The following is a 24,877-nucleotide window of genomic DNA, read 5'->3' on the forward strand; positions in this document are numbered from 1 at the left end:
TGCACAATGCGCACGGGAGCCTTGCCCAGGGGCTTGACTGCGCGGCTCAAGCGGGGAAGGTCCGCGGGTTGCTTGGGTTCAGTGGTCACAGCTTGAAAACCCTTCGGGGTGAGGAGTCGACGACGTCGACGATCAGTTCGTGGGCGCGGTCTTCACTGACACGGTGTTCGGCAACCAGCCGGGCAAGGAACGATGCCTCGATCCGACGGGAGGCGTCGTGCCTGGCGGGGATGGAGCAGAACGCGCGGGTGTCGTCGATGAAACCTGAAGACCGCGAGAAGCCGGTGGTTTCGGTGACGGCGGAGCGGAAGCGGAGCATCGCGTCCGGCGCGTCGAGGAACCACCACGGTGCCCCGAGGTACACGGACGGGTAGAACCCTGCCAGCGGCGCCAGTTCGCGGGAAAACACTGTTTCGTCCAGGGTGAACAGCACCAGGTGGAAGTCCTTGGCCGTGCCGAAGTCCTGGAGCAGGGGCCGAATGGCCTCGGTGTAGTTGGTGGCGAATGGAATGTCATGTCCGGTGTCCGCACCGTAGGCATCGAAGGTGGGCTGGTGGTGGTTGCGGAAGGAACCGGGGTGGATGGTCATGACCAAGCCGTCCTCCACCGACATCCGTGCCATCTGGTACATCATGTGGGCTTCGAAGATGTTGCGGTCCTCGGCTGTCGCCTTGCCGGCACGGGCGAGTTCGAAGATCCGCTCGGCCTCGGCACGGTCCAACTTGACCGTTGCCGGGGTGAGGACGCCGTGGTCCGCGGAGACCGCGCCGTGGTCCACAAAATAACGACGCCGGTTTTCCAGGGCCATGATGTAGCCGGCGTAGCCTGTGGCGCCGTCGCCGGCGGCTTCGATCAGCCGGTCGACGTTGGCGCTCCATGCCGGGTGAGCGATGTTCAGGTATGCATCCGGGCGGAAGGTTGGCAGCACGCGGCCGTTGAAGGAGGGGTCGTCGGCGATCGCTTTGTGGCTCGCCAGGCTGTCCAGGGGATCGTCCGTGGTGGCCAGGACCTCGATGTTGAAGTCCTTGAAGAGCTGGCGCGGACGGAAGTCGGGCTCCACGAGCTTGGCGGCAATGGCGTCGTAGCTGGCGTCGGCGGACATATCGCCGAGATCCGCGCCGAGCTTGAATACACTCTCGAACTGCGTGCGCAGCCAGTAGCCGGAGGCCGTGCCTTCGAAGAGCGGCCAGGCGTCGACGAACCTCCGCCAGACTTCCCGCGACTCCGACGGGCTGGAGCCTCCCGAGCGCAGCTTGTCCATGGAGACCCCGCTTGCGTGGATCAAGCGAGTGACGTAATGGTCCGGGCTGACCAGGAGCGCGGCCGGATCAGGGAACGGTGTGTTGTGCTCGATAACAGCCGCGTCAACGTGGCCGTGCGGGGAGATGATGGGCAGGTCCTGGACGCGCTCCAGCAGGGAGCGCGCAATGCTCCGGGTCCCGGGATCCGCGGGCAGGAGGCGGTCAGGATTGGCTGCAATCGACTGTGACATAGGTCAATTTTCGATCCGAGGAGACAATCTGTCAACCGGTTGCCATCTATTGCCATACCGTTGCAGTTACTCCCGAATATCCCTTGAAACTAGGCGATCAGCCGTCCGCTGGAGCCGCGCACCACGAGTTCCGTATCCACCCGAACCACTCCCACGGGCCCCTCATTACCGAGGAACATGTCCAGCAGCAGGGCTGCGGCCCGGGATCCGCACTCCCCCAACGGCGACCTGACCGTGGTGAGCGCCGGCGTGGTGAAGTCCGCCCCGAAGATGTCGTCGAAACCCACAATGCTGATCTGGTCGGGAACGCGGACGCCGGCGGCCTGCAATTCCTGCATGAGCCCTATGGCGAGGAGATCGTTGTAGGTGATGACCGCCGTCGCACCGCTCCCCAGGACGTCGCGCGCTGCCTGGCGGCCGCCGTCGACGGTTGGCTTGGACGATTCCAAGCGGACCGCTCCCAACTTGTACCAATCGCAGGCAGCCTGGACCCCTTCCCAGCGGCGGCGGGACATCCAGGACAGCGGCGGACCGGCCACGAAGGCGAGCTGGTGATGGCCGTTGGCCGCGAGGCTCCGCACCGCCTGGCTGATGCCTTTGTTGACGTCGGGGACAACGCAGGGCACTCCGTCCACTTCGCGGTTGATGACGGCCACCGGTTTGTCCGAGGCCAAAGCACGGATCTGCTCATCGTCCATACGCGGGCTCGCCAAAATGAGGCCGTCCACGGTGCTCAACATCCGGCGGGCAGCCGTGAGCTCTGTTTCCGGCGACTCCGCGGACTCAGCCAACACCAGGGTGTAATCCCGGGCGGATCCGGTGGTCTCAGCGCCGCGGATAATGTCGAAGAACGTCGGGTTGGTGATGTCCGCGACGATCAGCCCGATCGTTTGGGTCCGCCCAGTGGGAAGCGCCCGGGCGAAGGGGTTCACTCGATAGTTCAGCTGCTCGGCGGCATCCTCGATGATCTTCTGGGTTTTGGCACTGACCCGCCCCGGTTTGCTCAGCGCGCGCGAGACCGTGGATGGGTTGACTCCCGCGAGCTTCGCGATGTCGTAGATCGTGGGTGAGGATTTCTCCCCGCGCCCACGCCTGGTGGGGACAGTTGCTGCTCCGGAGTTCGTCGCTTGAGTCACGGCTCCATCGTAATCCGGCATGGCAACAAAAAGCAGGACGGTTGCCAATCAATCTCCCGGCGACCGCCCTGCCCGTCCAACCGGAGAGGTGAATGGCGCTTGCCAGGCGGACGCCTGGTTGTCAGGCGGACGCCTGGTTGTCAGGCGGACGCCTGGTTGTCAGCCGACCTGTGCGGAAAGCTCCAGGTAGCTCTGGGCATAGATGTCTTTGACGATCCTGAGTGACTTTTCGGCTTCAGCAGGGCTGATCCAGAACGGATCAGTATCCCCAAGCTTGGCGTAGAAGTCCTTGATGAGGAGTTCGTGGGATACGCCCCAGTACGCCCGCCCCCCTGATTCCAAGGCACGTTCCGGGATAATGTCCACGGTGCCGTCGGCGTACGTGACGTTGAGGTCGCCACGAAGGCTGAGCGTGGCCTTTTCGGTCACGATGTCCAGCGTCACCGGCGCGTTGGTGGCGTTCGCCAGAGTGGCATAGAAGACGCTGGTTGCACCGTTGGCGTGCCCGGCGATGAATTCCGCCGTGTCCTCCACTTCGATCACGCCGCCGAGCGAGCGCGTGGAGGCGTGGCCCTCCACTTTGGTCACGTCACCTACCAGCCACTGGAGCAGGTCCACCGTGTGGATGGCCTGGTTCATCATGAGGCCGCCGCCTCCTTCAGCCCAGGTCCCGCGCCACGGCCTGTCCCGGTAGTACTCGGCCGTCCGGTGCCACATCACGGTTGCCGAGGCGCCCAGAACCTGACCCAGCCCGCCGTCGTCGAGCAGTCGCCGCATCGCTTGAGACGTCGCGTTGTAACGGTTCTGGAAACATACGGCAATCTTCGCCGTGCTCCGTTCAGCCGCCTCGACCAGCCGGCGTCCCTCTTCCAGAGTGTGGGCGAGCGGCTTCTCGACAATCACGCTGACGCCGCGCTCGAGGCAGTCCGCGGCCAGCGAGGCATGAAGGTGGTGCGGAGTGCAGATATGCACGACGTCGGGCATCACCGCCTCGAGCATCTCAAGATGGTTCTCGTACCCCTCGACGCCATAGGCGGCTTTTGCCGCGCCCAGACGCGGGAGGTCCGTGTCGCAGACTGCCACGAGTTCGACGTCGTCCATCTTGGCGATCGCCCCGAAGTGCACACTCGATACATCGCCGCAACCGATGACTGCTGCTGTGGGCATTCTTGCTCCCTCGAAAAATGTCCTTCTTTGAACGTACAGGCGCTCAGGCGGCATGTGTTTCCCCGAGTCTAACCAGCTCGACACGGCCTGACAACCGATTGCCAACTGCTCGCCCTGGTCCGGCAGACCAGGTGGGGTGCTCTCCCTGGCGATTTTCGGCGTCGTGATGTCAGGCTGCTGGATGTCGCCTCCGCAGGTGAATCTCGAACCGAGACCAAAGGCCACCGGCATGACGCCGATGGCCTTCAGTGTTACCGCTGCCGTGTGGGCTAGGCGGGGACGTCGAACCGCTGGCCTTCCGGCTTGGGCGGAAGGAACATGAAGATGAGCAGGGCCAGTCCACCGAGGAACGGAACGAGGCCGATCAGGATCAACCAGCCGCTGAAGTTCGCATCGTGCAGGCGGCGAACGACGAGGGCCAGGGACGGGACGATGACCGCCAGGCCCCAGATGACCAAAAGGATGACACCGACGATCGCGCCTGGACCCGGAACCGTGGTTCCGGAGTCACTGACAGTGGCGCCAGCGGAGCCTGCCACAGACATGATGATGTTCAGCACGATGCTCACGACGACGGAGATGAGGGTCCACCACCAGTATTCGCTGCGGCTGGCGCGGCCGGTGAAGGTGGCGTACTTCTTGAAGAACCGGCGTGCGGCCTCACCGATGGGCGCACCGTAGTACGGGGCCCAAAGCGGGACGGCACTACCGGCCGGGACGGTCTGTTGCTGCTGGTACGACAATGGATCTCCTCTATAGACGAGTGATGACGATTTATCCTAGGGCTCCAAACCACCCGCAAAGTTGTCCTGCAGGTGAAATTCCAGCGGCGTGTCGGAAATACTGCGTTCGTTTTTTGATAAGACGTGCCTGTCACGGGCCTTTTGTTTCGTGCTCTTACTACCCTCACCGCTATTAGCGCCGATGATTCTGCCAGAAAACGGAGATTTTATGCCCGACATGACTGGAGAGTGGTCAAACGGGGTTTTCACCAAGCCAAACTTTCCACCGTTGGGTAGCTAATTGTCTTTGGAAGGTTGGCCGGATTAAGGCTTGTGAAGGCTGGCTGTTACACAGCTGCGTACAAGACCGGGCCTATTCTTCGATAGTGACCCCACGCCAGAAGGCGATGCGGTCCTTGATGGGAAGCGCCCGTTTCTTGGGGTCGGGGTAGTACCACGCGGCGTCAGCATTCCCCCGGCCGTTGACTTCCAGGCTGAAGTAGCTGGCGTGGCCCTTCCACGGGCAGATCGAGGACATGTCGCTGTCCGTCAGGTATCGGTCCTCCACGGCATCGCGGGGGAAATAGTGATTTCCCTCAACCACGACGGTGTCATCGGATTCGGCGATGACGACTCCGTTCCAGAGTGCTTTGACCATGATCGGCTTGTTCCTTTCGTTGCGCCCGATCCGAGTCCGGGCCGCTGGTTCCGGGAGTTCTGGTGGTATCGTTTCCCGGTTCATCCGAGGTACGGGACCCGGCCCCGCGTATCGGCCGTCCCTGAGGAATCCGCTCCTAGGTCCTTCGGCGCGAATCCCGGACCGCCAACAAAGCCTGTTCAATGATCGCTTCTACTGCCCGCTCTGGTTCTTCTTCAAGCTCAAGGACTGCCATGCCGCTGGCCCGGACCGAGGCACAACGGGCGTCTAGTCCGGCCAGCTTCAGCCGATCCTGATCAAAGGGACAGTCCGGTCCAGACAGCCGCGGCGGACCTGGCCTGCTCGGCAATGGACTCCGTCATGGATGCGGTGGTATTCACATTGGCGACGAGAATGCGCATTCCTTGTCTGGGTGTGCAAAAGGCACGGCTAATAAGGCAGGCCGTTCCCTTGTCGGTATCTGAGTGCGCCGCCGCCATGCCGATCAGGGCTGTTCAACAGGACAACGGCCGGGGACACCCGGCCCTCTTGGCTGCGGCCGAATCGCTTTCGGCGATGGTGCCGGTTTGAAGCCCTCGCTGATCTTCTCTGCGGTTTCCCTGAGCACAGTGATGGCACGGCCCTCTGAGCCGTTCCCGAGCCGCTCGATCGGGCCAGCAACAGAAATTACAAAGGGCCTCCCGGCACCGGGAATCGGGACTGTGTAGCACCGCATACCTAGCTCGTGATCACCTTCGTCTATGGAGTAACCAGCCGCCCGGATCTGCCTGATCGTCGAATCGATCCGTTGGTTGTAGGCTCCGTCTGAAGTTCTCGGATTCGGTGACCTCGCGCGGGCAAGGCTCTGTCTGAGCTGATCATCCGTGAGTTGGGCTAAGAGCACTCTACCGGCGCCTGTTTCGTGAGCAGGAGCAGGTGTTCTGATCTCAACATTTGAACGTAGTGCGTGGGGTGACTGGACTTGGAGTGTGTAAACAATCGTGTCACCGTCAAGCATTGCCAGGGTCGCCGTTTCACCCAACTGGAGCACCGCCGAGGCGAGCGCCGGCCGTGCCGCCGACATGTGCTGTCCAATCGCCCCCTCGCCCAGACGGATGAGTCTAGCGCCGAGGGTGTAGCTCCGATCGCTTAGCTGGCGTCCGTATCCAAGGGTTACCATAGTGCGCAGCATCCGGTAGGTTCCCGCCATACTCACCCCAAGGCTCTTGGACAACTGGCTCACCGTCACGCTGCCTCCGGAATCGGCCATATGCTCGAGCACAGCAAACGCACGCTCGACTGAGCGCACGTGTTGCATTCCGCATCCGCCGTCCGATCCTGTCTCCCGAGTCATGAAACTCGACGCTCCCCGCCCGCTGGCTCATTCTCGACCGACCGCCAGCGCCGACTTGTCATTTGGCCACCTCGTGGCGCAGGTTTCATGCCCGGACCGGCTTGGTCAATGACGACACAGTTTCCTCGGCGATCTGACGGGCAGCAACCATGGCCCCCTGGCTGGATTTCGTCCACGCTCGCTCGGAAACACTTTGCGCGGACAACCACCCAATCAACGCGCCGTCCAGCTCCACGGGCTCAAGGATCTGGGATTGGATGCCGTCGACAAGGTTGCGGCGGGACCACTCAAGCCATTCAGCCACGTTGACACCGGGCGGCGCATTTGTTTCGTCCGAGCGAATCGGACGGACTCCTGGACCCACAGACTCACCCACCGGCAACACTCCTCGAAGGTTGCGCTCAGGAATATCCAGATGAAGGGTGGTACGGTCCGCGGCTGTGTCGCGCAGCAGCGAATCGCAGAGGGCTTGAAGACGTGATCGGAAGGCGCCATCTTGGAGGAGCGTTCCGAACCCAGTGAGGGACGTCGGTGCCACAAGCTGGAGCGCCTGCCAAAGGGTGGCCGCAACACTATCGAAAACAGGGATCCCCAACTCCGCCTCCAGAATCGGGGCTACTGACGCGCCATGAAGGTTTGTGCAGAGGATTGTCACCGCTTGCGCGTGCGATGCCGCTGCCCGGACGCCCGCGGCGACGGCATCTTCAGGGATCCGTGCAAACGCCTTGTTTCCTTCGATTCCCATGTGGGATTCGGAGACTATTTCCACCCCGTGTTCGGCGTATACCGCGGCAATCCTGACGTTCACGTCCGCGGTGTAGGGGGTGGCCAGGCCGAGATTGGTCACGCCGTAGATTCTGCAGGCTTCGAGGAGTGCGAGTGTCGTGCTCGTGGATGGCACCCCGCAAATTCTGGACAAGTTGGCGCAGATCTCTCGATCACGCTCGACTCCGAGCCACGAACCGCTGCTCGCGTTCCAAACCACGGCGTCAACTTCCGCATGGGCAAGTTGCTGCGCCGCTGTGGTCATCCCTTCCCCACCAAGTCGCGAACCAAAGGAGGGTTGATCTACATCGACCCGGGCAAAGTGAACCGTGACCTCAGGCACTCCGCCCAGGAGCCGGTAGGTGACCGGCTCCAGGCAGGTGTTGGATGACGGAACAAGCATTCCAAGGCGCAAACCGTCATTTCCGCGAGCCATACGGTTCCTTCCCGGCATGTCTTCCTTGGATGGCAAACCCACTGGACCGTGGCCAACGAATCAAACTTCCAGTCATGGTGACGGAACGTGTCTTCAAGCAGTTCGCCGTTGGAAGCATCAGAGGCTCCCCTGTAGGCCGGGATCCAATTGCTGCATCAGCTTGGCGATGCGCATCCGGCAGATCAGTTCCAGCTGCTGCCGGGACGTGGCCAGTTCTTGCCCGGGCTCGGCCCGAAGTCGTTCCTTCATGGCCTCGAGGACCTCGGGACTGGTCCGCCCGGCGGCGGCAATGACGAAGGTGTAGCCGAAACGCTCCTTGAACTTCAGACCCGTCTCAACCAGCTGGGCCTTCACGTCACTCGCGGAGGCGTGGATGGCGGCCTCCTCCTGACGGGACCAGTTGGCCGCCCGGGAATCGCCGCCCCGGTCCACCGCGATGGGCGGGAACAGGTTGAGCACGTCCGGCAGGGTCCCGTCCGGGATGGCCCGCGTGGCCACACCTGCCTGGTCTTCGGCCTCCTCCACCGAGCGGAACGGCCGGGCGGAGACCACCGTCGAACCCCATTCCGGCAAGGGGCAGCAGCTGGCGACCGCCGTCAGGGCCTCGGCTTCCGGCAGGGAGTTGAAGGCCTCCAGGCCATCGTGCACCGTCGTCTCCGTGCTCATCGCTGGCTCACCTGACGCGAGAAGTCCACAGTCTCCTTGCACAGGGCCGACGCCTGCTCCGGGGTCAGCCAGCGGGGGTACTCCGGGATCCCGTCAATGGCGTCGTTGAGGGCTTTGTAGACGGCCTCGACTTCCACCCCGTTGAGTTCCAGGCCCAGGTTGGCGGCGAGCTGGCGTACCATGGCGCGGGTGCTGAGGCGGTCCCAGACCCAGCGGATGTCGGCGCCCACCACGTCCGCGTGGAGGCAGCCGGAGATCGGCGGGAACGTCCGGACACCGTCTCGCAGGGAGCTGAGCACATCGGCGGTGGTGCTCTTGAGGTACGCGTAGCCTCCTGTGACCGGCTTGAGGGCCGGGTTCGGGAGGCCGGTCTCCCGGTAGACGAGGTCGGAAAGTGCCTGCAGACCGGACAGCTTGATGCCGGTGTCCACACCGTAGAGGACCTCCAGGCTGGTGGCGACCTCCTCCAGGGGCGGGAAGCCGCAGCGGTAGGAGACTCCGTTGACGGAAACGTCAGGCCCGGCACCCGCGGCAGCGGCGGCGATGGCACCTGCCGTTCCGAGCCCGAAGTCGTCGTGCACGTGCATGGTCAGCGGCACCTCGGTGGCGAGCCGGGAACGGAAGCGCCGGATGAACACGCGCATGGCCTCGGGGCTGAGGCTGCTGGTGGAGTCCATGAGGTCGATTCTCTTGGCGCCGAGCGCCACGGCCTCGTTGGCCACGCGCATCATGCTGTCGAAGCCCCGACGTCCCGCCTGGGCCAGGGTGACGGTCCACTCCAGACCGCAGGAGGTGGCGTACTCCACCACCTCGGCCAGCTGGCGCAGCTGCCGGGCCTCGCTCTCCGGGGACGAGGCCTCCACGATCCCCGGCGCAATCACCTTCGCGCCAATGGACAGCAGGAGGTCCACCGTGGAGAGCGGATCGATGCGCGGGGTTCCATCGCCGTTGCCCAGTAGGGTGTCGGCGTAGACGTTGCAGGTGAAGGCGAAGCCGCCGGCCAGGACTTCCCGGACCATTTCCAGTTCCCGGGCGTTCGGTGTGTCGTCGCCCCACCAGTCCAGGTTGAGGCTCTCGTCCTTGATGCCGATGTCCTCGAGGGCCTGGGCGATCCGGAGGAAGCCATCGATGGTGGTCTCGGCGCCGGCGGTGTAGTTCGTCTTGCGCAGCGTGCTGTCTATAAGGCCCAGCGGGTTGGGGAAATCGAAGTCGCGGGTGACCTCGTCGTCGAAGTTGACGGGGCTGACCCAGTGGCTCCCCTCCAGCCGGTATTCGCGGTTGGGGTTGATCATGTTGTGTCCTTTGCTTAAATCAGTGGCCGGCGGTGGCAGCCTGCCCCAGGGGGGTGTGCAGTGGGAAGCCGGCGGAGCCGATGATGGACCGGGCCATGCGGGCGCCGGTCTTGATGCATTCCACGGCCTCGGCGTATTCGTACGGCTGGGTGAGGTAGCTCTGCCAGTCGGCCACCTCGCCGGAGGCGACGCGTTGCTCATAACGGTGGATCATGTCCAGATAGGCTGCGAGCTCCTCGACCGTCAGGTCCGGGTGACCCTTCAGGAACTCGGGGTGGAAGGCCTCGATCACGCGCGGACGCTGGCTCGGGGTCTTATCCAGGTAGGACTGCGGGTTCTCGATGGTGACGTTCATGGTCGGGTTTGCGGCCACGATGATCGGCAGCACCCCGGCGAAGTCCACCACGCCCTCACCGTACGGCCGCAACTGGTGGACCAACCCGCCGTCGTCGTGCGCCACATAGGCGTCTTTCAGGTGCGTCTGCCGGACATACGGCGCCACGCGCCGCGCCGCGAACATCGGATGCTCCATCCGCTGCAGGACGTTGGCGGTGTCGTAGACGATACCGGTGACGTCCGGGCCGACCTCCTCGACCAACCGGACCAGCTCGAAGGTGGTGATCTCCTCGTGGGTCTCCAGGTTCATGTGGATACCCAGATCCCGAGCGATGGGGGCCAGTTTCTTGAGGAACCTCTCCGTCGCGGCCAGCTGATCGCTCCAGTCCACATCGGTGCGGAACCGGTCGTAGGCGAAGCGGCCGTAGTAGGACCCCTTGAAGTTGGCGGTGGCCACCCACAGCTCACGGCAGTCGATGGCCGCGCAGGCTTCCATCATCCGGCGGAACCCCAGGACGATGTCCCCGTCCCCGATGGCCCGCAGCTCGGGGGCCTCGGGGTTGGCATAAGGGTTAACCTTGCCCAGCCCGGTCTCCAGGTACATGTCCAGTTCGTCCGCCCGCTGCCGGATCTCCCGAAGTTCACCAGCGTCCAAGGTGGGACTCATGTCCAGCACGGTCCGGAAGAACAGCCCGTCCATGTCCAGTTCGTGGGCGTGGGAGACGGTGGCGAGCGGGCCACGCTTGGCGGATTCAGGAATCTTCTTTCCGTCAACCCCTACACGTACGGGGTGGGTCGATATGGTCCCCGTGGAACCGTTGGCAACTTCAAGCATCATGCAACCTTTTCTTGGAGCCGTGCGAGCGCCCGCGCGCGGGCGACGGCGGGATTGGGCGTGGGAACCGCGGCCAGAAGTGCCTGGGTGTACGGGTGGGACGGAGCGGCCAGGACGTCTTCGGAAGGCCCCTCTTCAACGATCTGCCCCAACTGGATCACGGCCACCCGGGAACAGATCTGCCTGACCACGGCAAGGTCGTGGGCGATGAACAGCACCGTGAACCCCAGCTCCTCCTGCATGTCCTGCAGCAAATTGAGCACCTGCGCCTGGACAGAGACATCCAAGGCCGAGACCGGCTCGTCACAGACCAGGAGCTTGGGTCCGACGGCGAGAGCCCGGGCAATGGCGATCCTCTGGCGCTGGCCGCCCGAGAAGGACCGGGGGTACCTGTCCAGATCGCGATCGCTCAGGCCCACCATGGTGAGCAGTTCCGCCACCCGCTCGCGGCGCTGCGCTTTCCCGGCGACCAGCTTGTGCACCAGAAGACCCTCACCCACCAACTGCTCCACGGTCATGCGTGGGTTCAGGCTGGAGGTGGGGTCCTGGAAGACGAACTGGACCTCACGCCGGATCCGCTTGAGCGTCTCCCCTTTGGCTTCAGGGATGTTTATGCCGTCGTAGGTGACAGTGCCACTCGTGGGCCTTTCCAAGCCCATGATGCTCTTGATAATGGTGGTCTTCCCGGAGCCGGACTCCCCCACCAGGCCGGTGATGGTGCCGGCCTCGACGGTGAGATTGACGTCCCTGAGAGCCTTCACCGGCTCCCGCCCCAAGGCGTGGAAGGTCTTGCACACGTCACGCAGTTCCAGGAGGCTCATGATCCTTCGTCCTTTCCGGAGGCACCATAGAGGTGGCAAGCGACGACTCCACCCTCTGGCGAGGGCCTGAGTTCAGGCGATTCCACGAGGCACAAATCGAACGCGAAGGGGCACCGTGGGGAGAAAGCGCAGCCAGTGGGCCGGTTGAGGGGGTGCGGCGGCGCCCCCGGGATGGTCAGCAAGCGCGGGACCGTCTGGTCGATGCGCGGCACCGCTTGGAGCAGTCCCTGGGTGTAGGGGTGGGCCGGGTTGCTGAAGAGTGCATCCACCGAGGCCTCGTCCACCTTGCGGCCCGAGTACATGACGGCCACGCGGTCCGTGAATCCGGCCACCGTGCCGAGGTCGTGGGTGATCAAAAGCACGGCAAGGCCGCGTTCCTTGGACACCTTGTCCATCAGGGTAAGCACCTGCTCTTGAACGCGGACGTCCAAGGCAGTGGTGGGCTCATCCGCGATGATGAGGGACGGGTCGGAGATGAGTGCCATCGCCAGGACGACCCTCTGGCGCATGCCGCCGGAAAACTCGTGCGGGTAGGCCTTCATACGGGACTCGGCGTTGGCCACGCCGAGCTCCTCCAGGACGGACTTGGCCCGGCGCTCGGATTCAGCGCGGCTCACTCCGGAAATCCGGAGCGGCTCCATCACCTGTTCCCCGATGGTCATCAGCGGGTTGAGCGCTCCCATGGGGTCCTGGAATACCATGCCGATCTTGTGCCCCCGGACGGCCACCATCTGCTTCTCATTGAGCTTCAGGAGGTCCTGTCCTTCGAAGTCGACGGTTCCGGAGAGCCGGAAGTCAGGATCCAGGCGCATGATGGCACGGGCCGTGACAGATTTTCCGGAGCCCGATTCACCTACCAGGGCCACCCGGTCGCCCGGGGCCATGTCCAAGCTGAAATGATCCACGAGGCGCACGGAAAGCTCCTTGGATCCCGCCTCGATGGTGAGGTCCCGTACGGACAGCAGTGTGCCAGGATCAGGACGGCGTTCGGCGTCCTTCTGTGCTGGGGTATTGGTCATCGTTTTCATGTTCCGGTCCTCACCGTTTGCGGAGTGCAGGATTAAAGCGGACCTGGAGTATGTCACCCAGGAGGCCGAAGGCCGTCGCCGTGATCGCGATGGCAATGCCGGGGGTGAACGCCGCCCACCATGCGGTGGCGATGACACCCTTGGCGCTGGTCACCATGGCTCCCCACTCCGCGCTGGGGGGCTGCGCGCCCACGCCCACGAAGGAAAGGCCACCGAGGATCAGAATGGTGTTGCCGACGTCGCCCGCCCACTTGACCACTAGCACGTCCAAAGAGTTCGGAAGGACGTGCCGGAGCATGAGCCGGGTCCGCGAGACGCCCAGGACGCGGGCGTTCTCCACGAAAGGCTGGCTCATGGTCTCCTTCATGACGCCTCGCAGTACGCGTGCCGTGACGGGCCAGCCGGTGAGGATCATCGCGATGATGGCCGAGTTGAGGCTCGGGCCGAGGGCCGCAGCGACACCGAGGGCGAAGATGATCGGCGGAAAGGCCAAGGCGGCGTCGACGACGCGCATCAGGACTTCGTCCGCCCACTTGCCACCAAGGGTGGCCAGGGTGGCTACCAGGACCCCCACGAAGGAAAAGCCGGTGACGATTGCGACGGCGGACAACAGGGAGGACTGCGCGCCGGCGATGATGCGCCAGAAGACGTCGCGGCCCTGTTCGTCGGTGCCGAGCCAGTGCGTACTGCTCGGCGGAGCAAGCGCGCTCAGGATGTCAGATCGGTAGACCAAGGCATCCGGGGCAATCAGCGGCCCTACGATGGCGAGCACCAGGAGGAGCACCACCACCGTCGGGACGATCAGCTGCATGCCCGGGAGCCCGCTGACAGTCCGGCGCCAGCTGCGTCGCTCGGGGACGAACACAGGAAGGGTTGCGGCCACGGTTCATGCTCCTAACTGGCCGGCCCGCAGGCGCGGGTCGCGGACCAATTGCAAAATATCTACGACGAAGTTCGAGACGACCACGAGTGCACCGATGACCAGGACCCCGCCGAGGACGGCGAAGGTGTCCTTCTGGCTCACGGCGTTGGTCAGGTAGGAACCGATTCCCACCAGCCCGAACACCGACTCCACCAGCACCGCGGCGCCCACCATGGCCCCGAACTGGATACCCACCAGGGTGATCGAGGGACCGATAGAGTTGGGCAACACGTGCTGCATCACCAGCTGCCTCTGGGGGACGCCCTTTGCACGGGCGACTGTGAGGTGCTCGCGAGCGAGCACCTGGATGAGCTCCGCCCGCAGCATCCTGTAGAGCTGCGCCCCGAACGGAAGGGCGAGGACGACTGCCGGCAGGATGAGGTGCTGGAGGCCGTCCCACGCGGCGAGCGGGTTCCCGGCCAAAAGGGAGTCCAGGACCACGGAGCCGGTCCGGGTCGGCACGTGCATGTTGCGGGACAGACGCCCCGAGATGGGGAACAGCTGCGCCTTGGTGCCCAGGCCATACTGCAGGAGCAGTGCGAGCCAGAAGGTGGGGAGACCGGCGCTCACGATCACGAGGATCTTGAAGGTGTAGTCGATCTTGCCGTCCCGGTGCAGCGCCGAGACCGTGGCCAGCGGGACCACGACCGTGACCACGATGAGCACGGCGAGCAGGACCAATTCGATGGTCTGGGGCAGCACCTGCTGGATGCCCTGAGTGACCGAGACATGCGTGGTGATGGACGTTCCCAGGTCACCGTGCAACAGGCGGCCGATGAAAGCCACAAACTGTACGGGGACCGGCTGGTCGAAGCCCAGGCTGTGGCGGATCGCTTCCACCTGTTCGACGGACGCGTTCTCACCTGCGGCCACGCGCGCTTCGTCACCGGGGATGAGCTTGACCATCATGAAAACGAAGGCGCTCAGACCGACCAGCGTGATGAAGGAAGACGCGGCCTTTCTCAGCAGGAAGACTGCTGTCTGCTGTTTGGGGTTGTTCGCCACCGTGGTCACCCCACCCGGACGTTGAAGAAGGACATGGGGGTTGCGGACCAGTCGAAGACGATGCCCTGAAGGCCCTTTCGGTAGCCGACCGGGAACGTCACCTGGTACAGGTTCGCAGAGACGGAGTCCTGGGAGACCTGGGCTTCGACCTGCTTGTACAGATCGCAGCGTTTGCCCGAGTCGGCGATGGTGCGCGCCTGGGCGAGGAGCTCGTCGACCTTGCTGTTGCTGTAGGCGCCCTTGTTCGTACTGCCGATGTTCTTGGAGTTGTAGAGCTTGTCCAGGCTGGCACCGGGGTCAGGGGTCAGGATGTAGTCGTTCAGCAGCATCATGGACGGGATCGTGGCTGGGTTGGACAGGGTCTTGAGGTAGTCCGGGAAGGCGATCGGCACCAGGTTGACGGTCACACCCAGGTCCTTCAGATTGGACTGGAAGAGCGTTGCGAGCTGGGTCTGCACGGAGTCCACGGACTGGTAGCGGAGCTCCAGGGCCTGGGATCCGAGGCCGGCCAGCAATTGCCTGGCCTTGTCCTTGTCCTGGGCCGACGGCGTGGAGTTCTCCGGGCGGCAGGTGAAGGCGTCGGAGACGGTGCCGGAGGCGATGGTGCCGTTGCTGTTGAGGATCTTCTGGAAGCCGCCCGCGTAGTCAAAGGCCAGTCTGAGACCCTCGCGGATCTGGGGGTTGGCGGTGGCACCGGTTGAGGTGTTGAAGAACAGCTGAGTCTGGCCGGAAGTCTTGAGGAAAGCGACGTCCACGTTCTGCTGGTCCTTCAGGGCCGCAGCGTCGACCGCCGAGACGCCGAAGGCGATGTCCACGTTGCCGGCCTTCAGCTCGTCACGCTCAGTGGCGCTTTCGTCGATGCGGCGGAAGACCATCTGGGTGGGCCGCTTGTCGTCGAATCCCCAGTACTTGTCGTAGCGGGTGACGGTGGTGCCGTCGGCGGAGGACGTCCCGGTGCCTTGGTAGGGGCCGGTGCCGGCCTCATGGGACTGCAGCCAGCCCTGGCTGTCGTCGGACCCGGCGTTCTTGGAGACCATGTCGGCTTCCAAGATGTAGACATTGGCGATGCCGTTGATGAAGAAGGCGTTGGGAGCCTTCAGGTTGAGCACCACGTGCTTGTCATCGACGACGGTGGTGGAGGCGTAGCCCTGCAGCTGGGAGGCGATTCCTTGGCCCAACCGTACGTAGCGGTCCAAGCTGAACTTGACGTCCTTGGCCGTGAGGGGGGTGCCATCGTGGAAGGTCACGTTGTCACGGAGGGTGAACGCGATCGACTTGGCGTCCGGGGCCAACTTGAACTCGGTGGCCAGCGAGCCGACCATGTTGTTCTTGGCGTCGAACTTGACCAGCGGCTCGTAGAGCACATTGTCGACCATGTTCGTCTGGGCGTAGTCCGACCGCAGCGGGTCCATTGTGTTGAACTCGTGCTTGAAGGCCACGACGATCGACGACGAGCCACCGCTGGCGTCGCCGCCACCGCCACCGCCACTGGAGCTTCCGCCTGCAGTGCAGGCCGTCAGCATGGAAGCGACGAGGGGGACGGTCAAGATAGCGGTACGGGCGATGGTCCTTGAACGGCGGGGATTGGAGGTCATTTTGGGGGCTCCTGAGAGGCTTGTCAGTGGGATTCCGAGGGGTGAGCAGCAGCACGGAGACGCTGCTATTTTTGGTCGCCAAGTGGGCGGGTCCTTGCGTGAGGTCCGCTAAGCGAGGATGTTCTTTTTGGGGTTCGGCAGGTCAGGGGCGCCTTCAGCGGTGACACGACGAACAGAGCGGAATCAGAGTTCCCAGATTCCGCGGGGTGACTCGGTGATCCATTCGGCACCGTCTTCCGTGACGAGCGCCATGTCGCCGGCGACGACGCAGCCCAGTCCGGGAACAGTGAAGTTGGGGTGGACTTCGATGACCATGTTGGGTTCGATCAGAACACCACTGGGGTCGAGGGACTTGTCCCTCAGGGGGTTCAGGTCCCGGGCCATGCCGGGCTCGACGTAGCTGAGCCCGAGTCCGTGGCAGCTTTGGAAACGGAAGGGGTCGGTTCCCCGCGTGTAGGGTGCGTGCGCCGCGTACATCTCCTCGATGACGTCGATGACCCGGTGCAAGGGCTCGCCGGGGCGCATGACTCCGAGGGCGGCGTCCTGGATCTTCAGGAGGATCTCGGAGTACTCAGCGAGCTCTCGGCTCGGGGTTCCCCTTACTCCCATCCTGAGGCACTGACCAAAGTATCCTTCGTAGGCCGTGGTGGTGCCCATCTGCACGCGGTCACGCGAGGTGACCTCCTGGGGCAGTTCCATGAACTCGAAGTACGTGGTGGGAGGAGCTTCTCCGACGGACAGCCAGCAATTGGCCAGATCGGCTCCGAGGAGCCTGCCTGTGTGCTCGATCTCCGCCATGATGGAGGGACCGGAGGCTCCAGGGCGGATCGACTCCGCAAAAGCAGCCGCCACCATCGCGTCGGAGATCTTTGCGGAGACGCGGAACATCTCCACCTCCTCCGGGGCCCGGGTCAGCCGCAGGCGGTCCAGCAGGCTGTCAGCAGCGACGGTCTCGTATCCGCCGAGTTCCTGCTCCACCGCGAGATAAGACGCGTGGCTCAGCTCGTCGGTTCCGATGACGCCCAGCCGGGATCCGGGGGTGACTCCCGCTTCCGCCAGGAACCTGGCGGCCACCGCGGGGTGGGAGCGCTGCTCGCCGGCCTGGATGATCTCCCCCAGCCAGCCGGAGCGCAGTCCGAACTCGCGCGTCTCGTGGGCGCCGAAGGTCAGGACCGCTCCTTCGCCGGACGCCGTGAGCACTACTGTGGAGGGTGTCGGCTTGGATGTGAAACCGGCCAGGTACTGGACGTATCCGGTAGTCCGGGTCCGGGATCCCAGGGAACGGGGGCTGGCGAAGACCACCAGGGCGTCGATGCCCTGGTCCTTCAACACGGCCCGGACCCTGGCGATGCGCTCCCGGAGGACGCTGAGGGGGAGCTTGGCGGTGAAGCGCTCCAACACAGTGGCTGCGCTGTTCGCCGGGATCATCGTGCGCCGTCTGGGATCAGGCCGGAGCGGGGGGATTCGACGCCATTTCTGGCGATCAGTGATGCGGGGACGGTGCGCGGAATGGACTTCGCACCCGTCTCCCCCAGTGCCGAACTCACCTTCGGCACTGTTGAGTCTGAAATGTTCATGATTCAGAGCCAATCTGTCTTCGTTGACGCCCCAGGGAGGGGTGGACTCAATATAATTCTCGTCACATTTTTCCGCAAGAGAAAATCTAATTTCCACAGAGTGGAATTCTTGTTCGGCGAAAACCCGGCACCGGCAGCGCGGCGGGATGACCCATGGTGGCGTTTGCGGGCCATCCGGGACGCCCGACGAGGGTCAGCAGGCTGCTGGGCAGCCGTCATCGCGATCGGTCCCCCGCAGCCGCATGTGGGGGACGAGCCAGGGCACCTAAAACGACGGCGCCCGGTGATTATCGACGTCGCCCTCCGAGAGGAAGCCGCAGAAGCGGCCACCGGCGACACAGGGGCTGCGGGAAGCAGACCGCCTCGACGCTGGCACGGCGTGCCCCAACTCGTGGGGGCCAAAAGAGTTTCAGGTGGGCCGTCGGCAGCAAACCAGACCACTGCTCATCCGTCAGCTGCGCAAATGACACACCCAACAAGCACGCCAAAAGCCACCGAACCGAATTTGGAGGCACACCCTATGCAACGAGCTGCGCTTAGACCTACCTCCCTGCCGTTGCCCGGCCGGACAGCGACTCGATCGCGAGGTAGGCGACAAGACCGACAACTAGGCCCACTACGGCATCCGAAAGCATCGGCGCGTTGAAGTGGACCACGACGGCGGCCGCGGCCCCGATGGCCCAGGCGATGAACGCCGTCGGGCGGATCTTCGCCTCACCCCGGTCGGCAAGGCGCTTGCGCAAGATGATCTGGTCCGCGATGAGCACGGCTCCGAGCGGCGGGACCAGCACGCCCAGGAAGGCGAGCCAGTTCACGAAGTAGTTCCACGCACCCAGCAGAGCCACCACCACGCCGATTACCCCCAGCACCAAGGTGAGGAGTCGCATCCTGGACCGGGTCAGATGGGACCAGCCCAGCGCGCCGTTGTAGAGGCAGTGCGTGCACACCGAACCGAGATTGATAACCACGAACACCACCACCAGGGCGTTGAGGAACGGGTTGTTCACGCCGGTGAGGATCGGGGTGAAGTTGCCGCCGGCGGTCTCCGCGGCCGCTATGGCGCCGGCTGCGACCAGCAGGCCGCCGCTGAGTTGGGCCACGAGGCTCGCGAACGGGAACGCGGTGACCGTGGCAAGCACGGCTTCGCGCCCGTTCTTCGACCAGCGGGTGAAGTCCGCCGTCATGGTTCCGGAATCGGCGAAAGTTGCCATGATCGAGGTGACGGCCACACCGAAGGTCATGGCACCGCCGCCCACGCCCTGGTAGTTCACGATCTGGCCCAGGTCGTGGCTCTGCGCCGCGATCGCGATGGCGATGATCACCACCACGATGAACAACGGAGCCGCGATGGCACCCAGCCAGGACAGCGCCTTGATGCCAAGATAGGTCACCGCGATGAACGCGACACCGGCAACGGCAACTACCAGCGCCTCGTTCCAGCCGAACGCCTTGTTCAGGCTGGCGCCTGTGGCGCCGGTGTTGAAGGCGAACCAGCCCACCACCACGGTGGCCAGGAAGCCTGAGGCAATGGCATAGCCGGCGGTCCCGAAGGTTTCGGTGGCTTGCAGAGCGAAGCTCTTGCCCGTCTTGCCGGCCCGATAGCTCAGCAGGCTGACGTAGACGAACATGAAGAGATTGGCCACGACAATCGCGGCGAGGCCTTGCCAGAAACCGAGCAAGGCAACCACGAGGCCACCGGGGACGGCATTAGTGAGGATCATCGGGAATCCAAACCAGACGGCCGAAACCGTCAGGAGAGATTTCCGGTGGGACTCGGGAACCGGGGAGTGCTCGAATTCGGATTCGAGACCGGCCCCGGCAGCCGTGACTTCAACTGTGTCTGGCGGTGTTGTCATATCAGCGACTGCTTTCTCTTGGGGTCGGTTCAGGCGAGCTTGTCCGCGAGGGCGATGATTGCCTTCTCGAACGCCTCGACCGGTGGGTGGGTGATGCCGGCGCCGATCATGCCGATGCCGGCATCCTTGTGCGCGATGGCGGTGTTGATGACCGGGAGGATGCCGGTGTCCAGCACTTTGCGGACGTCGATCGCCGTCGGCAAGCCTTGGAAGCCCAGCGATGGGATGGTGATGTTCCGGTTCTCGGTGGTGGTGATTTCAGCCATCGCGTGCGTGTAGGCGACCGCGTCTTCCACTGTGCCCCCCACGAGCGCGACGATCGCCGGGGCCGCGGCCATGGCGAAGCCGCCGAATCCATAGGTCTCAGTGATCGCGCTGTCGCCGATGTCCAGCCCGGAGTCTTCCGGCTTGTAGCCGGCGAACATCGGCCCGATGACCTTCTGGGCCGGCCCCGTGAGCCAGTGGTTGCCGGGCAGGCCGCTCACGCGGATACCGAATTCGACGCCGTTGCGCGCCATGGTGGTCACGATGGTGGAGCCTTCGATCCCGTGGGCGGCGTCGAGGGCCGCTTTCGCCGTCGCCATCCAGGTGGGGCCGGAGAAGTAGTCGGAGCTGGCGATGAAGTCGAAGACTTCCTTCTTCTGCTCCGTGCCGAAGCTGGTCTGTAGGAGGGCGGGCGCCAGGGCCTGGAAAAGCAACACAGTGCCGGCGACGTTGCGGTTGTGCGCTTCGTCGCCCATGTGGAGGGCCTGGGCGAGCATCAGGCGCAGGTCAATAGCCCCGCCGATTTCCATGGCTTCCTTGAGCATGGGGCCCAGGACGTCCCGCATCCAGACGAGGCGGTCAATGACGCTCTGGTCGTTGGCGCCCATGCGCAGGATCTTGGCCATCTGCTCTGACAAGTTGGTGTAGGCGTAGTTGCCGTGCGTCTCGTTGTGGACCACGTGCATATACATGGATGCGGAGGTGACGCCGGCCATGGAGCCCACGCAGTCGTGCTCGTGGCAGGGCGAGAAGGTAATCTTCCCGGAGGCGGCCACGTCTTCGGCCTCAACGAGATCGGCGGCGAGGCCTTCGAAGACCAGCGCACCGGTGACAGCACCTTTCATCGGGCCGGACATCCGCTCCCAAGTGATGGGCGGGCCGGCGTGCAGGATGGTGGTGGCGGTCATGCCGGGAACGACGTCGATTGCGCGGCCGAAGCCCACCAGCATCGGTTTGGCGCTCATGATGCGGTCCGCCGCCTCAGCGTTCGCGGCGCCAATCTTCTCCGCGAGCTCCGGCCGCTCAAGCTTATCCAGCGCGGCGATCACCTTCGGCTTGCCGCCGCCGGGAGGGGTCCAGTCAAGGGTGCGGACCTTGGCGCCCTGCGCGGCAATATCCTCTTCGAACATTGCCAGGCCGACGTTGATGACGTTCAACTCACTGTCGAAAAGCTTCGACATGCTCATGCCTTGATTCCTTCCCGCACCAATGCACGGGCGAATTCGCCCGTCTCGGTGCTGCTGCTGGTAACGATGACTCCGGCCCTTTCAAGGGCCGCAGTTTGGGCCGCGAGGCCTGGCGTATCCAAGTCCGTCCCGAGGACGTACGCCACGATCTCAAGGTGGCGTCCTGCGTCGGCGGCAATCTTCTTGGCTTCGGTAATCGCCGGGAGGGTGACACCTACCGGGTCTTCGTGGGCGCCAAAGCCCAACACGAAGTCCATGATGATGGCCGCCACGGAGGGATCCTTCGCCTCTTCGACCAGGCGGGCCAGGCGCAAGGAAGGATCGATCATCGGGTGCGGGCGACCGTTGGTGAATTCGTCGTCGCCGAAGTCGAGGAAGGTGTGCCCGGTGCTCGGGTTGCCCGCGCCGAGCACGAATTCCGGGTTCTTCTGGATGTTGCTCCAGACTTCCTCGCCGTCGTCGAGTAGCGCGTACATCGACTCGTCGCATAGGGTGCCGCCGCAGAAAAGGCCGCGGATGTTCGTCTGTTCCGGCGAGAGCCGGGCGCGCACGGATTCGATGCGAGCGGCGTCGACGGCCAGGGCAGTGGCAGAAGGCGAGCCTGTGAGCCGCACGGCGGCCAGGGCGGCGTCGAGGCTGCTCGCGGCGAAGTGACCGCCTGCAGCGGTGACGGCTTCCTCGGAACCGCCGATGAAGTACACCACCACGGGCTTGCCGGCGTCGGCGATTTCCGCGAGTACCTTCTTCTCAACCTCCGGCGCGGGCGGCTTGGACACCAGGACTATCGCTTCGGTCTTCGGGTCCGCCGCGAGGGCCCGGATTCCGTCGATCATCATGACTCCGCCGACTTCGGCGCTCAGGTCGCGCCCGCCGGTACCGATCAGCTGGGAGACGCCGCCGCCCAGCGCGTGGATTCGGACGCTGACCTCCTGCGAACCGGTGCCGGACGCGGCGACGATGCCGACCGGGCCGGGGCGGACGGCGTTGCCGAAGCAGAGGGCTACGTTGTTGATGATGGCCGTTCCGCAATCGGGGCCCATCATGAGCAGGCCTTGCTCGTGGGCAAGAGCCTTCAGTGCGATTTCCTCTTCAACGGGGACGTTGTCGCTGAACATCATCACGCTCATCCCGTTTTCAAGGGCCTTGCGTGCCTCGCGCCCGGCATAGGCGCCGTTGACCGCGATGATCGCCAGGTTCGCCCCGGCGTCGGCATGTGCGGCCGCGGCAATGGTGCGGTACGAGATCTCCGCCGCGCCGCCGGACGGTGCCCGGCGTGTGAGCAGTTCCTCGATCTGCGGGACGATCGCGTCGGCGTTCCCGCCGCCGGATGGGACGACGACGATCATCAGGTCGCCGTTGCCCGCCTCGGCGAGTTCGGGGGTGAGCAGACCGAGGTTCTTCAGAACTCCCTTGTTCATCTCGGTCGCCATCGCGACGAACGCCTGTTCGACGCCGTCGATCCCGTTCGCTTTCGTCGATATCGACATCAGCGATACCGAATCGAAATAGCTGTTCTTCTTGATCACCGCTGTGACACTCACATGGATCCTCTCAGTTCTGTTTCGAGGCGGAGTCCGGCCAGAAGGCCGGACAGGATGTCTGTTCCCGAGGTGTGGCCAATGCGCAAAGCGCGGTTCACCGGGGCTCGGAGGTGCCGGGCAAGTTCGGCCGGGCTTTCCGCGCGTTGGCGGAAGAGCTGGCTGAGCAGCTCGAGGACGCTTTCGCGGGCGCGCCCATCGAGCGATTCCCGCAGCGTCGTCCAGCTAAGCAGGGTGGTGCGGTCTGAATATTGCCCGACGACGGCGGAGATCACTTCGCGTGCCCCGCCGAGCCGACTTCCGGGCTGGGCCGCGAGCAATGTCAGGCCGCTGAGGAAATCGTCGCCGGCCGGGGTAAGTCCGGGGCCGAGACCGAGCAGTTGCAACGCGGTCTCGCCGATGTGGTCCGGCTGGTTGGCACGGATTGCAGCCACGAGGGCCTCGCATCCGTTGCGCAGGCCTGCGGCGATTTGTTCCTCGAAGGCATTGGCGTGCGCCGACTCCTTCTGGGCGGACTCCTCAAGGATTCCGCCACGGATGCCGAGTTCGTCGAGCAGTCCAGCCAGGACATGGCCGCGCATTTGGAACTCCTCTGCCGCGAGATGTTCCAACGAGACCTTCTTCGCGAACCATTCCCGGGCTCCGGACAGCAACACTGTAGGTGCGTCCGGGCTCTCGAAACGGATCTGCTGCGCGCCGAAGGCCACCGGATCGCCGGCCTGGACATCCTCCCTGCTCCAGTCGCGCACTTCGGCACGGATAGTCCACGGTGCGTCATCCAATTGTTGGGCGGCAAGGGCGACCAACTGCCCGCACGGAGCCAGGACGTTGATGACCCGGTCAAAGACCGAATGTACTTTTCCCGTGCCCGGATTCTCACGGAGGGCAGGCAGCAAGACCGAATCCAAGGAAACGGATGGTATACGGTTCGGCCGCGCCGATGTTTTCATAACCCTCCTTTGTCCGCCTTCCAGGGGCGAGACGCGGCCCGTTCGACCGCTGGTTCTGATGATGGTATACCATCATCCGTATCTTGAAGCCAATTCCAGAGGAGGATTCAAATGCGACTAGTGGTTGCACTGGGCGGAAACGCCCTGGCCCGCCGCGGTGAGCCGATGACGGCAGACCGCCTGCGTGCGAACGTGAAAGCAAGCTGTCAAGCCCTTGCCGCCCTGGCAAAGGAGCACGAGCTGGTGATCACGCACGGCAACGGTCCCCAGGTCGGCTTGCTTGCCCTGCAGAACCTTGCCTACCAGGACGTCGCGGCATACCCCCTAGATATCCTTGGCGCCGAGACCCAAGGCATGATCGGGTACGTCATCCAGCAGGAACTATCCAATGCCCTGGCTGGAGAACGGGAGGTTGCCGCCGTCGTGACCACCACTGTCGTAGACGAACACGATCCCGCCTTTGAACGGCCCACCAAGCTCATCGGCCCCCAGTACTCCGCGCAGGATGCCGCGGAAGCCGCGTCCGAGTACCGCTGGACGATTGCCAAGGACGGCAACGCCTTCCGCCGTGTAGTTCCTTCTCCGGACCCCGTTAGCATCCTCCAGGCACCGCTGGTCCGGCTGCTCCTGGAAAAGGGCCGCCTCGTAGTGTGCGTCGGCGGGGGCGGCGTTCCTGTGAAGATCGACGGAAAAGGCCGCCAGACCGGTATGCAGGCCGTTGTCGACAAAGACCTTGCCAGTGCTGCCCTTGCCGCGGAGCTCGGGGCCGACACCCTCATTATGCTCACCGACGGCGACTACGTCAGCGAAAACTGGGGCACCCCCGAGCAGCGCGACATCCTCACGGCCTCGCCGGAGGCCATCTCCGAGCTGGCTTTCGCCGAGGGATCCATGAAGCCGAAGGTCGACGCCGCGATCCGTGTCGCCAAGGCCGGCGGCCGCGCCCTGATTGGCCCGCTGGACCGCCTGGACGACCTGCTGGCGCGCAAGGTCGGGACGGAAATCCGCCCAGATGTTCCGGAGGGCATCGTTTTCGCCTAAGCAGCTCCGCAGCTCGGAGGGCCTTCCGTGGGGCGTCCTACAAGCCTATTCGAAACAAAGTAGCGGGTCAGTCAAACTTCGTTCCTTCAGTGCCGAACACGTCACGGCACTGACCGAGGACTACCAGTCAAGGATGCGAGTCAAGGACGGTTCTTCGGCCGACGCGGTACTCCAAGGGACTCCTCAGTCGCGCCGATCCGACAACGCGAATACGCGGTTCGCCGATCGGCCACCACCTTTACATCGTGAGTACAA

21 protein-coding genes and 1 pseudogene are annotated in these 24,877 nt (G+C 64.2%); 1 reads left to right on the forward strand and 21 read right to left on the reverse strand.

All coding sequences use genetic code 11. The annotated features are described in order from the left end of the window. Positions 1-85 precede the first annotated feature (85 nt). The 21 genes and pseudogenes from uxaC to HNP00_RS14945 form a co-directional block, all read right to left on the reverse strand. The gene (uxaC, locus tag HNP00_RS14850) at positions 86-1,492 is read right to left on the reverse strand and encodes a glucuronate isomerase (protein WP_184740426.1); all 1,407 of its coding nucleotides are present in this window, start codon (positions 1,490-1,492) and stop codon (positions 86-88) included. An 89-nt stretch (positions 1,493-1,581) separates the two neighbouring features. After that, entirely contained in the window at positions 1,582-2,628 is a 1,047-nt protein-coding gene (locus HNP00_RS14855; RefSeq protein WP_311770584.1) for a LacI family DNA-binding transcriptional regulator, read from the reverse strand. 159 nt (positions 2,629-2,787) lie between these two features. After that, positions 2,788-3,795 carry a Gfo/Idh/MocA family protein gene (locus HNP00_RS14860; RefSeq protein ID WP_184740428.1) on the reverse strand — a complete coding sequence of 336 codons (1,008 nt, stop codon included), beginning with the start codon at positions 3,793-3,795 and terminating at the stop codon, positions 2,788-2,790. A 269-nt stretch (positions 3,796-4,064) separates the two neighbouring features. Further along, positions 4,065-4,538 carry a DUF805 domain-containing protein gene (locus HNP00_RS14865; protein WP_184740430.1) on the reverse strand — a complete coding sequence of 158 codons (474 nt, stop codon included), beginning with the start codon at positions 4,536-4,538 and terminating at the stop codon, positions 4,065-4,067. A 352-nt stretch (positions 4,539-4,890) separates the two neighbouring features. Next, entirely contained in the window at positions 4,891-5,175 is a 285-nt protein-coding gene (locus HNP00_RS14870) for a DUF427 domain-containing protein (protein WP_184740432.1), read from the reverse strand. Between the two features lie 148 nt (positions 5,176-5,323). Next, positions 5,324-5,493 (reverse strand): annotated as a pseudogene (locus HNP00_RS23390) (Asp/Glu/hydantoin racemase); the annotation flags it as partial. A gap of 166 nt (positions 5,494-5,659) precedes the next feature. Then, positions 5,660-6,508, reverse strand: a complete 849-nt coding sequence (locus tag HNP00_RS23820) for an IclR family transcriptional regulator (RefSeq protein WP_395893821.1) — start codon at positions 6,506-6,508, stop codon at positions 5,660-5,662. Between the two features lie 85 nt (positions 6,509-6,593). Next, on the reverse strand, positions 6,594-7,709 hold the full coding sequence (locus tag HNP00_RS14880; RefSeq protein WP_184740436.1) for an aspartate/glutamate racemase family protein: 1,116 nt from the start codon (positions 7,707-7,709) through the stop codon (positions 6,594-6,596). A 117-nt stretch (positions 7,710-7,826) separates the two neighbouring features. Further along, positions 7,827-8,375 (reverse strand): 2-oxo-4-hydroxy-4-carboxy-5-ureidoimidazoline decarboxylase, encoded by a 549-nt coding sequence (locus HNP00_RS14885; protein WP_184740438.1) that lies wholly within the window; start codon positions 8,373-8,375, stop codon positions 7,827-7,829. Continuing rightward, a complete protein-coding gene (locus HNP00_RS14890) occupies positions 8,372-9,667 on the reverse strand; it encodes a 2-isopropylmalate synthase (protein WP_184740440.1) in 1,296 nt (431 codons plus the stop codon). The genes HNP00_RS14885 and HNP00_RS14890 overlap by 4 nt, the downstream gene beginning before the upstream one ends. A gap of 19 nt (positions 9,668-9,686) precedes the next feature. Continuing rightward, positions 9,687-10,841, reverse strand: coding sequence for a sugar phosphate isomerase/epimerase (locus tag HNP00_RS14895; protein WP_221451531.1), 1,155 nt, complete (start codon positions 10,839-10,841; stop codon positions 9,687-9,689). Then, positions 10,838-11,659 (reverse strand): ATP-binding cassette domain-containing protein, encoded by an 822-nt coding sequence (locus HNP00_RS14900; protein ID WP_184740442.1) that lies wholly within the window; start codon positions 11,657-11,659, stop codon positions 10,838-10,840. The genes HNP00_RS14895 and HNP00_RS14900 overlap by 4 nt, the downstream gene beginning before the upstream one ends. Then, on the reverse strand, positions 11,656-12,687 hold the full coding sequence (locus HNP00_RS14905; RefSeq protein WP_221451532.1) for an ABC transporter ATP-binding protein: 1,032 nt from the start codon (positions 12,685-12,687) through the stop codon (positions 11,656-11,658). The genes HNP00_RS14900 and HNP00_RS14905 overlap by 4 nt, the downstream gene beginning before the upstream one ends. A gap of 10 nt (positions 12,688-12,697) precedes the next feature. After that, positions 12,698-13,570, reverse strand: coding sequence for an ABC transporter permease (locus tag HNP00_RS14910; protein ID WP_221451533.1), 873 nt, complete (start codon positions 13,568-13,570; stop codon positions 12,698-12,700). Positions 13,571-13,573: 3 nt separating this feature from the next. Next, positions 13,574-14,614, reverse strand: coding sequence for an ABC transporter permease (locus HNP00_RS14915; RefSeq protein WP_221451534.1), 1,041 nt, complete (start codon positions 14,612-14,614; stop codon positions 13,574-13,576). Between the two features lie 5 nt (positions 14,615-14,619). After that, on the reverse strand, positions 14,620-16,209 hold the full coding sequence (locus tag HNP00_RS14920) for an ABC transporter substrate-binding protein (protein WP_184740444.1): 1,590 nt from the start codon (positions 16,207-16,209) through the stop codon (positions 14,620-14,622). A gap of 183 nt (positions 16,210-16,392) precedes the next feature. Further along, a complete protein-coding gene (locus HNP00_RS14925; protein WP_184740446.1) occupies positions 16,393-17,637 on the reverse strand; it encodes a Xaa-Pro peptidase family protein in 1,245 nt (414 codons plus the stop codon). Between the two features lie 691 nt (positions 17,638-18,328). Beyond that, the gene (locus tag HNP00_RS14930; protein WP_184740448.1) at positions 18,329-19,642 is read right to left on the reverse strand and encodes a cytosine permease; all 1,314 of its coding nucleotides are present in this window, start codon (positions 19,640-19,642) and stop codon (positions 18,329-18,331) included. Positions 19,643-19,671: 29 nt separating this feature from the next. Next, complete coding sequence (locus HNP00_RS14935) at positions 19,672-21,093, reverse strand: DUF1116 domain-containing protein (RefSeq protein WP_184740451.1); 1,422 nt, start codon at positions 21,091-21,093, stop codon at positions 19,672-19,674. Then, entirely contained in the window at positions 21,090-22,634 is a 1,545-nt protein-coding gene (gene fdrA, locus HNP00_RS14940) for an acyl-CoA synthetase FdrA (RefSeq protein ID WP_184740453.1), read from the reverse strand. Before fdrA ends, HNP00_RS14935 begins: the two co-directional genes overlap by 4 nt. Next, entirely contained in the window at positions 22,631-23,581 is a 951-nt protein-coding gene (locus HNP00_RS14945) for a DUF2877 domain-containing protein (RefSeq protein WP_184740455.1), read from the reverse strand. Before HNP00_RS14945 ends, fdrA begins: the two co-directional genes overlap by 4 nt. A 111-nt stretch (positions 23,582-23,692) precedes the next feature. Here HNP00_RS14945 and HNP00_RS14950 point away from each other — a divergent pair, with 111 nt between their 5' ends. Then, complete coding sequence (locus HNP00_RS14950) at positions 23,693-24,622, forward strand: carbamate kinase (protein ID WP_184740458.1); 930 nt, start codon at positions 23,693-23,695, stop codon at positions 24,620-24,622. Positions 24,623-24,877 lie beyond the last annotated feature (255 nt).

The sequence above is a fragment of the Arthrobacter sp. AZCC_0090 genome (assembly GCF_014207375.1).
Lineage (GTDB): Bacteria > Actinomycetota > Actinomycetes > Actinomycetales > Micrococcaceae > Arthrobacter.